The sequence below is a fragment of the Rhodococcus sp. 14-1411-2a genome (assembly GCF_002259485.1).
Classification (GTDB): domain Bacteria; phylum Actinomycetota; class Actinomycetes; order Mycobacteriales; family Mycobacteriaceae; genus Rhodococcoides.
Genome location: NZ_NPGA01000020.1, coordinates 245,687 through 258,022, shown reverse-complemented (window position 1 = coordinate 258,022; position 12,336 = coordinate 245,687). Strand labels below are relative to the sequence as shown.

Annotated in this window: 14 protein-coding genes; 7 read left to right on the top strand and 7 right to left on the bottom strand. The window is 66.8% G+C overall.

Annotation, left to right across the window (positions count from 1 at the left end; translation table 11 throughout):
• Window positions 1–93 precede the first annotated feature (93 nt).
• Window positions 94–1,425 (top strand): M20/M25/M40 family metallo-hydrolase, encoded by a 1,332-nt coding sequence (locus tag CH291_RS22160; RefSeq protein ID WP_082898618.1) that lies wholly within the window; start codon window positions 94–96, stop codon window positions 1,423–1,425.
• A gap of 16 nt (window positions 1,426–1,441) precedes the next feature.
• Window positions 1,442–1,969, top strand: a complete 528-nt coding sequence (locus CH291_RS22155; protein ID WP_068050809.1) for a YbhB/YbcL family Raf kinase inhibitor-like protein — start codon at window positions 1,442–1,444, stop codon at window positions 1,967–1,969.
• Window positions 1,970–2,014: 45 nt separating this feature from the next.
• Here the strand turns inward: CH291_RS22155 and CH291_RS22150 are convergent, their stop codons facing one another.
• From CH291_RS22150 to CH291_RS22140, 3 genes are all read right to left on the bottom strand, one after another.
• The gene (locus CH291_RS22150) at window positions 2,015–3,085 is read right to left on the bottom strand and encodes a quinone-dependent dihydroorotate dehydrogenase (protein WP_094670055.1); all 1,071 of its coding nucleotides are present in this window, start codon (window positions 3,083–3,085) and stop codon (window positions 2,015–2,017) included.
• Window positions 3,086–3,180: 95 nt separating this feature from the next.
• On the bottom strand, window positions 3,181–3,441 hold the full coding sequence (locus CH291_RS22145; protein ID WP_094688677.1) for a DUF5703 family protein: 261 nt from the start codon (window positions 3,439–3,441) through the stop codon (window positions 3,181–3,183).
• A 58-nt stretch (window positions 3,442–3,499) separates the two neighbouring features.
• Complete coding sequence (locus CH291_RS22140; RefSeq protein WP_094688676.1) at window positions 3,500–4,525, bottom strand: YncE family protein; 1,026 nt, start codon at window positions 4,523–4,525, stop codon at window positions 3,500–3,502.
• A 160-nt stretch (window positions 4,526–4,685) separates the two neighbouring features.
• On the opposite strand from CH291_RS22140, the gene CH291_RS22135 reads away from it, so the two are divergent.
• A complete protein-coding gene (locus tag CH291_RS22135) occupies window positions 4,686–5,051 on the top strand; it encodes a hypothetical protein (protein WP_082898619.1) in 366 nt (121 codons plus the stop codon).
• On the opposite strand, the gene CH291_RS22130 is transcribed toward CH291_RS22135, so the two are convergent.
• From CH291_RS22130 to CH291_RS22115, 4 genes are read right to left on the bottom strand one after another with little or no spacing between them, the layout of a single operon-like run.
• Entirely contained in the window at window positions 5,026–5,880 is an 855-nt protein-coding gene (locus tag CH291_RS22130; RefSeq protein ID WP_094688884.1) for a heme ABC transporter ATP-binding protein, read from the bottom strand. The genes CH291_RS22135 and CH291_RS22130 overlap by 26 nt on opposite strands.
• Window positions 5,871–6,938, bottom strand: coding sequence for a FecCD family ABC transporter permease (locus CH291_RS22125; protein ID WP_094688675.1), 1,068 nt, complete (start codon window positions 6,936–6,938; stop codon window positions 5,871–5,873). Before CH291_RS22125 ends, CH291_RS22130 begins: the two co-directional genes overlap by 10 nt.
• Window positions 6,935–7,942, bottom strand: coding sequence for a heme/hemin ABC transporter substrate-binding protein (locus CH291_RS22120; RefSeq protein WP_179276630.1), 1,008 nt, complete (start codon window positions 7,940–7,942; stop codon window positions 6,935–6,937). The genes CH291_RS22125 and CH291_RS22120 overlap by 4 nt, the downstream gene beginning before the upstream one ends.
• A 35-nt stretch (window positions 7,943–7,977) precedes the next feature.
• Complete coding sequence (locus CH291_RS22115) at window positions 7,978–8,910, bottom strand: aldo/keto reductase (protein WP_094641830.1); 933 nt, start codon at window positions 8,908–8,910, stop codon at window positions 7,978–7,980.
• A 211-nt stretch (window positions 8,911–9,121) separates the two neighbouring features.
• On the opposite strand from CH291_RS22115, the gene CH291_RS22110 reads away from it, so the two are divergent.
• The 4 genes from CH291_RS22110 to CH291_RS22095 all read left to right on the top strand — a co-directional run bounded on the left by CH291_RS22110 (window position 9,122) and on the right by CH291_RS22095 (window position 12,319).
• A complete protein-coding gene (locus tag CH291_RS22110; RefSeq protein ID WP_094669321.1) occupies window positions 9,122–9,952 on the top strand; it encodes an undecaprenyl-diphosphate phosphatase in 831 nt (276 codons plus the stop codon).
• Window positions 9,953–10,076: 124 nt separating this feature from the next.
• On the top strand, window positions 10,077–10,784 hold the full coding sequence (locus CH291_RS22105) for a histidine phosphatase family protein (protein ID WP_094688674.1): 708 nt from the start codon (window positions 10,077–10,079) through the stop codon (window positions 10,782–10,784).
• Between the two features lie 135 nt (window positions 10,785–10,919).
• The gene (locus CH291_RS22100; protein WP_094688882.1) at window positions 10,920–11,510 is read left to right on the top strand and encodes a DUF3090 domain-containing protein; all 591 of its coding nucleotides are present in this window, start codon (window positions 10,920–10,922) and stop codon (window positions 11,508–11,510) included.
• A gap of 35 nt (window positions 11,511–11,545) precedes the next feature.
• A complete protein-coding gene (locus CH291_RS22095; protein WP_179276661.1) occupies window positions 11,546–12,319 on the top strand; it encodes an SCO1664 family protein in 774 nt (257 codons plus the stop codon).
• Window positions 12,320–12,336 lie beyond the last annotated feature (17 nt).

The following is a 12,336-nucleotide window of genomic DNA, read 5'->3' as shown; positions in this document are numbered from 1 at the left end:
CTCGAGGCCGTTTCTCATGGTGCCCGGAGCCGATTCTGGTGGTAGGAACGACGTGTGCCCAACGATGTGAGCAATCCCGGAAACACAACCGATATCGACGCCACCGTTGCCCTCGACGAAGTCGTGGATCTCGTCAGTTCCCTCATCCGGTTCGACACCTCGAACACGGGGGAGCTCGACACGACCGTCGGCGAAAAGGAATGCGCCGAGTGGGTGGCGAGCAAGCTCGAGGAAGTGGGCTACGAGACGGAGTACGTCGAGTCCGGTGCCCCGGGTCGAGGCAACGTGTTCGCGTGGCTGCGCGGAGCGGACTCCTCTCGCGGCGCGCTGCTGGTCCACGGACACCTGGATGTCGTACCGGCCGAACCGGCCGATTGGAGCGTGCATCCGTTCTCCGGGGCCGTCGAGGACGGTTACGTGTGGGGCCGAGGCGCGGTGGACATGAAGGACATGGTCGGCATGGCTCTCGCGCTGGCCCGCCAATTCAAGTCCAACGGAACCGTCCCACCCCGCGACATCCTGTTCGCGTTCCTGGCGGACGAGGAGGCGGGCGGCAAGTACGGATCGCACTGGTTGGTGGACAACCGACCCGATCTGTTCGAGGGCGTCACGGAGGCAGTCGGCGAGGTCGGCGGGTTCTCCCTGACCGTCGCCCGCCCGGACGGCACCGAGAAGCGGCTCTACATGGTCGAGACGGCAGAGAAGAGCTTGGCGTGGATGCGGCTGACGGCAAAGGCTCGGGCCGGGCATGGATCGTTCCTGCACGACGACAACGCCGTGACGTACCTCGCCGAGGCAGTGGCCAAACTGGGCAATCACACGTTCCCGCTGGTGCTCACCGAATCGGTCTCGCAGTTTCTGCAGGCCGTCTCGGAGGAATCGGGTCTCGATTTCGACCCGACGTCACCGGACATCGACGGCACCCTGCTCAAGCTCGGCAGCATCGCCCGCATCGTCGGAGCGACCCTGCGCGACACCGCGAACCCGACGATGCTCTCGGCCGGCTACAAGGCCAACGTGATTCCGCAGACGGCGACGGCAGTGGTGGACTGCCGAGTGCTGCCCGGGCGTCAGGCGGCCTTCGAGAAGGAGGTCGACGAGTTGATCGGCCCCAACGTCGAGCGTGAGTGGATCACGAAGCTCGAGCCCTACGAGACCACCTTCGACGGCGATCTCGTCGATGCGATGAACGACGCCGTCTTGGCCCACGACCCGAACGGTCGAACCGTTCCCTACATGCTCTCCGGCGGAACCGACGCAAAAGCGTTCGCGCGCATCGGTATTCGCTGCTTCGGCTTCGCCCCGCTGAAGTTGCCACCGGAACTCGATTTCGCGGCGTTGTTTCACGGCATCGACGAACGAGTACCCGTGGAATCGTTGGAGTTCGGTACACAGGTACTCGAACACTTCTTGCTGCACAGCTGACACGAAAGGAATCATCGTGGCGTACAACCCATACGACTCGCTTCCGGACCTACCATCCTTCGAGTTGACGTCCGAGGACGTCGAGGACGGTCAGACATTGGCCGCTCAGCAGGTCAGTGGAATCATGGGAGCCGGTGGGCACGACAACTCTCCGCAGCTGTCCTGGTCCGGTTTCCCCGAGGGCACCAAGAGTTTCGCTGTCACCGTCTACGACCCCGACGCGCCGACGGCCTCCGGCTTCTGGCACTGGGCAGTGGCGAACATCCCCGTCGAGACGACATCGCTGGTGTCCGGCGCGGGCGACGACGGCGGGACCGGGGTGCCCAGCACCGCGGTGACGCTCAAGAACGACGCCGGTCTGTTCCGCTACATCGGTGCTGCTCCGCCCGCAGGCCACGGTCCGCACCGCTACTTCATCGTGGTTCACGCGGTGGACGTCGAACGGCTCGAAGTGGACGAGACGGCCACCCCGGCCTACCTCGGCTTCAACCTGTTCTCGCACGCCATCGGTCGTGCGGTCCTCACCGGCATCTACGAGGCCTGAGCTCGAACGTCGGGTGTCGGAACACCGGTTCCGACACCCGACGGTTCAGGGCTTGTTCGCCGAGCCCACCGCATCGGTGATCGTGGCGAAGCCGTGTTCCTCGAGCCGAGTTGCCAGTCCCCGGTGAATGTTCTTGATCCACAGCGGGCCGCCGTAGATGAACCCGGTGTAGCCCTGCACCAGTGACGCGCCCGCAGTGATGCGTTCCCACGCCTGCGCCTCGGTCTCGATTCCGCCGACGGAAATCAGCGTCAGCCGGGTGCCCACTCGGCGGTAGAGACGTCGCAGCACCTCGATCGAGCGGTCTGCCAGCGGAGCACCGGACAGGCCACCTGCTCCTGCTGCGGCGACCACGTCGGCGTCGGTGCGCAGCCCGGTGCGGGAGATCGTCGTGTTGGTGGCCACGATCCCGTCGAGACCGAGTTCGACGGCCAGATCGGCCACGGCGTCGATGTCCTCGTCGGACAGGTCCGGGGCGATCTTGACCAATACCGGCACCGTCACCACGGACTGAACCGCCTCGAGGATCGGCCGCAGCGATTCGACGGCCTGAAGGTCACGTAGCCCAGGGGTGTTGGGGGAGCTGACGTTGACGACCACGAAGTCCGCCAACGGGCCCAGAAGCCGGGCGCTGGCCGTGTAGTCCGCGGCGGCATCCACCGGCTCCACGATCTTGGTCTTGCCGATGTTGGCACCGATCGGGATGCCCGTGCGCCTGGCGCGGACACGCTGGGCGGCGTGCTCGGCACCGTGGTTGTTGAACCCCATGCGGTTGACGATGGCGCGGTCCGCAGGCAACCGGAACAATCGCGGCGTCGGATTGCCCGGCTGGCTCTGCGCTGTCACGGTGCCGATCTCGGCGAAACCGAATCCGATCGGCCCCCACGCGTCGATTCCGTCGGCATTCTTGTCGAACCCGGCCGCGAGGCCGAGCGGAGCCGGGAATTCGACGCCGAACACCGTCGAGCGAAGTCGTGGATCGTCGACCACGAACGCCTTCTCGGCCAGGTAGCGGAGCGGCGGCACGACGGCGACGACGCGGAGCACCCGAAACGCCAGGTGATGGATCCTCTCCGGTGGCACGAGGAACATCAGGCGCAACAGAACTCGGTACAGGCGGTCTCCCACGGTCTTCTCTCCGGTCGATCTGGCTCGGTCGAACTCATGCGGTGGTGTCAACGATCGTGCGGTCGAACAGTACTGCGACGGGCTCAGATTCCGGGCTCGGGGATGTGATGCGCGGTCTTCTTGCGTTTGAGCAACACACGCCTGCTGCCATCGGTGTACAGCCGAACCCGCGACAGTTCCCAGCCGCCGAACTCCGCCTGAATCGCCAGCCGCATCGAGGCCGTCACCCGGGTCACATCCGGCGGCAGCCGCAACGGCACGTACTCCCAATCGTCGGACGCAGACACTTCCCATCCGACGGGCATCTTCGCGCGCCCCGGTGCCGAACTGTCATAAGCGTTCATATGCCTCCTCATCCCCTATCGGTCGTTCCTGCAGGCTCCACTCCCGCGTCCACGCGGGTCAACGACCGGCAGCGGGGATGCGCTGCAGTCCGTCACCGGTTGCCGATCCCACGTACAGGTCGCCGGTGTCGGCGTCGACAGCAACCGAATTCGGCTGCCGCACAGTGGCCAACCGCTCGGCCTCGACCGGAATTCCGGTATCGAGTGTGTACCCGACCACCTCGTTGAGAGCCGGAAGCGTCACCCACACGACACCGGACTGCTCATCGTAGGCGATCGCCCACGGCTGCGACCCGACCGGAAAGCGTTGCCGCATCAGCAGATCGTGCGAGGTGAAGACGAGCAACTCGGTCCCCGTCGAATCGGTGACCAGCAAGCGGCCGAACTCGTCGCTGGTCATCTCCGCGGCACCTTCGCCTGCGCGCAAGGCCACTCCGAGGGTGCCGTCGTCCAGATTCAGGTCGGTCACCGACGTCTGACGACGATCGAGAACCGAGACCCCGTTCGGTGTACTGGCCAGAGCATCGGCCGAGGTCACGCTGCCGCCGGAGACCGTGGTGGTGACCTCACCGTTCGTGTCGAGTACACGGACCGCTCCGGTGACGTCTCCGACAGCTGTCGTGCCGTCGGGTAGGTCCGCTGCGGACAGCGCGTCACCGTCGACAGGCAGGGCGGTCCGCTGTCCGTCCACCACGGAGATCCTCGCGACGGAACCGTCCATGGGCACCAACACTGTCGAGTCCCGTCCGGCGACGAGTGCGGCTCCCGTGGCCCCCAGATCGACCACCTGGGTCTGCGCTGCGGCACCGTCGCGGGCCAGGGTCACGGTTGTCGATGCGTCGGTCAGCGCCACGAGGGTGCGGGTGACGGGATCGAACGTGAGGGCGTCCACGGGCGCGAACGCGCCGACGGTTCCGGCGGGGGTGGCAGTGGCTTCGGGGGACTCGGCCGGCGGTCGGGGGTCGACGGAGATGTCGTCGGCGTTCTCGTCGTCGCTGGAACACCCGCCGACCGACAGGACTGTGACGACGGCGAGCGCGGACGCGACTGCCGCTCGAATCGAACGAGCCGACGGTGTTCGCATGAGGCCGAACCTACTTCCTCGAGAAGACGCTGCCTGTGGAGGCGTTGCCACATCTGTACCAGCGTGCAGCGACCTCGGCGAAATCGACCGCGCCGGACCGGTTGTCGTTCGGTCTCGCCCGAACAGGCGGTAGCGTGATCGGGCGAGGTGAGTACACGACATGGGAGTGGACGTGGGAACCGAGGAAACACACTTCGTCGTCGAGGAAGTGAACGCGGGAACGCACCCGAACGGCTTCGGACGCACCGACGACGGTCGGGCGTTCGCGTTTCGTGTGCATCGAAGCACCCTGTACGTCGAGATATACCGCCAAGATGTGCAATCTCCGGTACCGGATCGGTCCGAGGTCGAAGCGGTTGCCGAGCATTCGGTCACCGAGGTCGATCTGACGGACGAGCGCAGCATCGTCGGTGTGGTGCGTGACGCGGTCGCCCATGCGCAGCAGCTGTCCGATGCGTCACAGCGAGACACCACCGCAGTTCGAGCCTTCTTCAACCGAGTCAATTCCGTGCTTGAGGGTTTCTGACACGGTGGGGAACCACCAGTTGTTCGCCCGTCACGGGATGGTCGAACACGTCGACGGGATGTCGGTAGACCCGGGCCAGTCGCTCGGCGGTGAGCACCTCCCGCGGCGGACCGGTTGCGACCAGTTCACCCGAGTCCAGGATCGCGACGCGGTCGGCGTAGGCCGCCGCGAGGCCGAGATCGTGCAGCACGACAACGACGGCACGGCCGGCGGCAGCGAGCGAGCGCACCACGGCCATGACCGACTCCTGATGTCCCAGGTCGAGTGCGGCAGTGGGCTCGTCCAGCATGATCGTCGCGGTGTCCTGGGCTATGACGCGCGCCAGCGCAACTCTGGCCTGCTCGCCACCGGAGAGCGACGCGAACGGTCGATCGGAGAAGTCCGCTACGTCGCATGCGGATATGGCTGCGGAGACGCGGTCGTCGTCGTTGCGCGCAGCCGACGTACCGACCCAGGGGGCTCGACCCATTCGAACGATCTGGCCGGCCGTGAACGCGAACCCGACGCTGTGTTGCTGAGGAAGCACCGCACGCCGCCTGGCCACGTCGACCGTGCGGAGGCGGTTCAGCGGTTTCTCGTCCAGTAGAACCGACCCGGCGCTGGGCTCGGTGTCTCCCGCCATGACCGACAGCAGCGTCGATTTGCCCGCGCCGTTGGGGCCCACCAGCGCCAGTATCTCGCCGGCGACCACGTCGAGGTTGACGTCGGACAACACCGTCGCGTCCCCGCGCCGAGCGGAGACTCCGCGGGCGACGAGGGTATTCGAACCCGGTTCGGGGATGACCGGGATGTCGTTGCGTGCCGTGCCGATTCGCTTCGTCACGCCCAGCCGCCCTGGCGAGCACGGGTACGGCGGAGCAGCCAGAAGAAGAACGGCGCACCCGCCAGTGACGTCACCATGCCGAGCGGCAGATCGACGTTCGCGACGAGGGTGCGGGTGACGAGATCGGCAGCGAGCAGCACGACGGAGCCGGCGAGGGCGCTGGCCGGGACGAGGAGTCGATGGGCGGGACCGAGCACCATCCGCACGGCGTGCGGAACCACCAGCCCCACGAACAGAATGATTCCGGTGAAGGCGACGCCGGACGCAACGAGCAGGGCGACGACGACGATGGCGAACTGTCTGAGTCGTTCGACGTTCACTCCCAAATGGCGTGCCACGTTCTCTCCGAGCGCAAGCAGGTCGAGTCGGCGCGCGATCGCCAGGGAAGCTCCGATTCCGAGCAGTGCGAGCGGGCCGACCACGGCCACCGACTGCCAGGTCGCGCCCGCGAGTGACCCCAGTTGCCAGAACACGATCTGATCGCGGGCTGCGGGACTGGCGACGAACGTGAAGAACGCGATGGCACCGCCGGCGAATGCATTGACTGCAACGCCGGTGAGGATGAGCGTCACCACCTCGGTGCGTCCTGCGTTGCGGGCGAGGAAGTACACGGCGATCGTGGTGACGAGGCCGCCGACGAATGCTGCGAACGCCACACTCCAGACTCCGGCGAAGCTGCCGCCGAGCACGATGACCGAGCTGGCACCGACGGCAGCGCCCGAGGAGACCCCGACGACACCCGGCTCGGCCAACGGATTGGCGAACACCCCCTGGAGCAGCGCACCCGCGCACCCCAGACACGCGCCGACGACGATTGCCAGAGTCAGGCGCGGGAATCGGACCTGCCACAACGTCACCTCGCCACTGGGGTGTGCGGGCATCGGGCCGATGTCGAGTCCCACCCGATGCGCGAGGCTGCCCAACACTTCCAGCGGTGTCGTCGGCACCTGCCCCACGACGGCCGAGATCAGGGCCAGACACACCAGTGCCACGACCAGGGCTCCGAATGTTGCAAGAACCCGCCCTCGGCCCGTGCGCGTTTCGGCGAGTGCGCGGTCGGTCATGACGCGGGGTCGTACACGGCCTTCGACAGTGCGCCCAACACCTTTCCGGTGTTCGGGCCGAAACTGAGGATGGTGCCGTCGTCCATGTCCACCACCCGGCGATCTCGGCCTGCCGGTGTCTGCGCGATTCCGGGGATCTGCTCGAGCCCCTCGATACCGCCGATCGATTCCAGGCCCTTGGTCATCATCAGAATGACGTCGGGTGCCGCGGCGATCAACGCCTCGCTGGTGACCGGCACGAACTGTTCGGTCAGACCCGATTCGACACCGGCGTCCCTGGCGCCGAGAGCCTCGATCAGTGCGTCCGCTCCCGAGCCGGGTCCGGCGAGCATCTTGATGTCCGGGCCACGCATGTACAGAAACGCGATCTTCGGCGGTTCCGAGGACTCGGGTGCGGCGTTCTCCGCTGCCGAGATCTCGGTGTTCGTTCGTTCGGCGAGTGCGGCACCGGCGTCGGGCACACCCAGGGCAGCTGCGACGGCCTCGATCTGAGGGGCGACGCCGGCCAGAGTGCGCGTGGGATCGAAGTACACGAGCGGAATGCCCGCGGCTCGGATCTGATCCTGCACGGCACGTGGACCGATGCTGGTATCGGTCAGTACGACGGTCGGCGACAGTGCCAGAATTCCCTCGGCGCTCAGCGAATGGCCGGTCGGGGTGACGTCGGGCACGTTCTCGGCCGCGGGAAATGCAGCCGAGGTGTCACGCCCGACGAGGTTGTCCCCGAGTCCGAGTGCGAAGACGGTCTCGGCGAGCGTTCCGTACTGGTCGGCAGCGACGATGCGGCTGTTGTCCGTCACCGTGACGGGGACGCCGTCGAATCCGGTCACGGTCACGGGGAGTACCTCCGCCGGATCGTCGACGACGGGTTCCGGATTCGGATCGTCGACGACGGCAGTGCGGGGGCCGATGGAGTCCGAGGATGCGGTGCCGGGGGTGTTCGCCGAGCAGGCGACCAGGACTCCGGCGACGAGGAGCACGGCGGCGAGACGGTTGACGGTCACCACGGAAGGTTAGCCTGTCCGATGTTGGTGCGTGATCAGGCGCTGACGTCGTCCAGGGCCGACGCGATCGCTGGCGGCAGCTCGAGTTCCTCGGCCATCAGTGCGCCCATCAACTGCGCGAGGTCCCGCGCTCCCACGATCGCGCTGCTCACTCCCGGTCGGTCCCGCGCCCACGCGAGTGCGACCACCAGGGGAGAGGTGGCCAGACCGTCGGCAGCGGTGACGGCCGCGTCGACGACGCCCACGGCGGAATCGGTCAGGTACGCGTGCACGGCCTCGGCGTGCAACTCGTCGGCCCCGCGGGAGTCCGCGGGTACTCCGCTGCGGTACTTGCCCGTCAGCACGCCGCCTGCCAGGGGTACCGCCGCGAGGATGCCGATGCCGTGGTGGTGCGCGGCGGGAACCAGCTCGTCCTCGATTCCGCGCGCGAGCAGCGAGTACTCCGCCTGAGTGGCCACGATGCGCCCGGTACCGGCTGCGCCCGCTGCCGTCGCCAGTTGCCAGCCGAGGTATCCGCGGGCTCCGGTGTAGCGCACCCGTCCGCTGGTCACGGCGTAGTCCAGCGTTGCGGCGACCTCGTCGACCGGCGTCATCGGGTCCCAGGTCGCGACCTGCCACAGGTCCAGGTAGTCGGTTCCCAATTCGCGCAGCGTGGCGTCGAGTTGGCCGAGCAGTCCGCGCCTCGAGCAATCCACGTGATAGCGGCCGTAGCGTGAGCTGAGGCCCGCTGCGCTGCTGATCACCAATTCGTGTCGCGGGACGACGTCGTCGAGCAACTCGGCGAGCACTCGCTGCGCCCGTCCGTCGCCGTACGCCGGAGACGTGTCGACGAGCGTGCCGCCGGCCTCGGCGAACGCCGACAACTGTGCTGCGGCGTCGTCACCGTCGGTTCCGCTACCCCATCCGAGGGTGCCGAGGCCGAGTCTCGAGACTCGAAGTCCGCTGGTGCCGACCGATCTCTGCTTCATATGTGCCGAATGTCCTTTTACGTGTGATCGTCGGTGTCGAACTGCACTGCCGCCAGTGCACAGTAGTGCGCCGCGCCGCTCGGTGCGTACGTGCCGCGCCGGGTACGGTCGTGCCCGTGAATCGCGAATTCAGGGGGCAGGCCGGCGGCCGCGCATCGACACTGGACAGTCCATCGACACCGATCTCGGAGGGTGGCCCCGCATGATCGACATGACGTGGCTGCAGGCGATCATCCTCGGCGCGGTGCAGGGCTTGACCGAATTCCTGCCGATCTCCTCGTCCGGGCACCTGCGCATCGTGTCCAGCGTGTTCTGGAACGAGGACGCAGGCGCGTCCTTCACCGCGGTGACCCAGCTCGGCACCGAAGCCGCTGTGCTGCTGTTCTTCTGGCGCGACATCGTCAGAATCGTCAAGGCCTGGTTCGTCGGACTGAAGCACAAGAACGAACGCGGGCTCGACTACCGAATGGGGTGGTACGTGATCATCGCCACCATCCCCATCGGCGTTCTCGGCCTGCTGTTCAAGGATCAGATCCGAACCGGTGCCAGGAACCTGTACCTCATCGCGTTCATGTTGATCGCGTTCGCCGTCGTCATCGCGATCGCCGAGAAGGTCGGCCGCAAGGAACGTCCCATCGAGAAGCTGACCACCCGCGACGGCATCGTCATGGGTCTGGCGCAGTGCCTCGCGTTGATCCCCGGAGTGTCCCGTTCCGGTGCGACGACCAGCGCCGGCCTGTTTCTCGGACTCGAACGAGAAGCGGCTGTACGATTCTCGTTCCTGCTTGCCATCCCGGCGGTCACCGCCTCCGGTCTCTTCTCGTTGCCCGACGCCTTCGAGCCGGTCGGCACGGGTCTGGCCGCGTCCGGCCCGCAGCTGCTGGTGGCCACGATCGTCGCCTTCGGTCTCGGCTACGCCTCGATCGCCTGGTTGTTGAAGTTCGTCGCGAACCATTCGCTGTACTGGTTCGTCGGTTACCGCATCGTGCTGGGTGTCGTCGTGCTCGGGCTGCTGGCCGGCGGGGTCGTGTCGGCCACCTGAGGCCGGGAGTGGAGCCTGCGGAACGACCTGATGGTGCGGGAGTGGAGCCTGCGGAACGACCTGATGGTGCGGGAGTGGAGCCTGCGGAACGACCCAGAGGTCAAGACTGGCTAGGCTCGATGCAATGACAGTCATCTTGCTTCGGCACGGACGCTCGACGTCGAACACCGCAGGCACGCTCGCGGGTCGGAGCGCGGGAGTCGAGCTCGATGATCGGGGGCGTGAGCAGGCGCAGGCGGTGGCGGATCGTCTCGGCGAGCTTCCCGTGTCCGAGATCGTGCGCTCGCCGTTGCTGCGGTGCGAGCAGACAGTGGAGCCGTTGGCGGCCAAGCTCGGGCTCTCGCCGGTGGTCGAGGACCGGTTGGTCGAGGTCGACTACGGACAGTGGACCGGCCGGACGATCAAGGAGTTGCTGGCGGAACCGCTGTGGAAGGTGGTGCAGCAGCACCCGTCGGCTGCGGTGTTCCCGGAGGGCGAGGGCTTGGCGACGGTGCAGCAACGCGCGGTGCAGGCCGTGCGTGAACATGACGCCCGGTTGGCCGCGCAGCACGGCCGCGACGTGTTGTGGGTGGCGTGCTCGCACGGTGACGTCATCAAGTCGGTGCTCTCGGACGCCATGGGTGCCCACCTCGATTCCTTCCAGCGGATAGTCGCCGACCCGGCTTCGATCAGTGTCGTCCGCTACACCTCGACGCGGCCGTTCGTACTGCGGACCAACGACACCGGGTCCGATCTGAGTGCGTTCGTACCGAAGGCCGAGGAGCCCGCCACGCCGGAATCGGTCGATGCGGACTCTTCCGACGCGGTCGTCGGTGGTGGGGCAGGCAGCTAGAGCGCCCTTTCGGCGCTGACACCCCTATCGGTGGCAGGCTGGAGGGCAAGCAATACCGTCCACGGTCGATCCGTGGCCGATAATGAAAGTTCCGAGAATCGCTTCGCGGAGCTGTTCGAGTCGTTAGGAGGTGCAATGCCGCGCGCCATACACATTTTTCGCACCCCTGATCGTTTCGTTGCCGGAACCGTTGGGGAACCGGGCGACCGAACGTTCTTCCTCCAGGCGGTGCACGACGCCCGCGTGGTGTCGGTCGCGCTGGAGAAGCAGCAGGTCCAGGTACTCGCAGACAGGATGGGGCTGCTACTCGAAGAAGTGCACCGCCGGTTCGGAGCCGACGTTCCGGCCGAGGAGACCCATTCGGTCGACACCAGTCCGCTGCTGACCCCGATCGACACCGAGTTCCGCGTCGGAACGATGGGACTCGGCTGGGATGCCGACGCCAACGCCGTCGTGGTGGAACTTCTCGCCGTCAGCGAAGTCGAGGTGGACGAATCGGTCGTTCTCGACGACACCGACGAGGGCCCGGATGCCGTCCGGGTGTTCCTCACTCCGGTGCAGGCCCGCGAGTTCGCGGTGCGGTCCGAGCGCGTCATCGCGGCCGGCCGTGCGCCGTGCCCGCTGTGCGGACAGCCTTTGGCCCCCGAGGGACACGTCTGCATCAGAACCAACGGCTACCGCCGCGGTGCGACGTTCGGACCGGTGACCGAGGTCGACGAGTCTTGACCGTCGAACTGCCGCCGTTCGAGGGCCGCGAAACCATGGAGACCGGCGACCTGACGATCGTCGGTCGAGTGGTGTCGGCCAGCAACGCCACGCTGGTGTGCGAGGCGGGCGAGGGCGACTCGGCCGTGCGGTGCGTGTACAAACCCGTTCGTGGGGAGGTTCCGCTGTGGGATTTTCCGGACGGCACTCTCGCGGGCCGCGAAGTGGCGTCCTACGAAATCTCCGAGGCCCTCGGTTGGGGAGTCATTCCGCCGACGGTTCTGCGCGACGGGCCGTTCGGTCCCGGCATGGTGCAGAAGTGGATCGACACGACCGACGACCACGCCGAGGGACGCGTCGACCTCGTCGATATCTGCCGTCCCGATCTCGTACCGGCTGGATGGATTCCGGTACTGCAGGCGTACGACGGCGAGGGCGAGGAGATCGCGCTGATCCACGCCGACGATCCGCGACTGCAGCGGATGGCGGTGCTCGACGTGATCCTCAACAACGCCGATCGCAAGGGCGGGCACGCGCTCGAAGGTCTGGACGGCTACGTGTACGGAGTCGATCACGGTATCTGCCTGCACGCCGAGAACAAGCTGCGCACGGTGCTGTGGGGGTGGGCAGGCCAGGCGGTGGACGATGCGTTGATGTCCGACGTCGTACGGTTCGTCGAGACGTTCGACGCGGTCATCGCACCACGATTGGTCGACAAGATCACCCTGACCGAAACGGTCGCGGTTCTCGATCGGGCGCAGGCGCTGATCGCGCGGCCGGTCATGCCGGAGCCGCGCTCGAGCAGACCCATACCCTGGCCCGCCTTCTGATCGGGCTCGGATAGGCT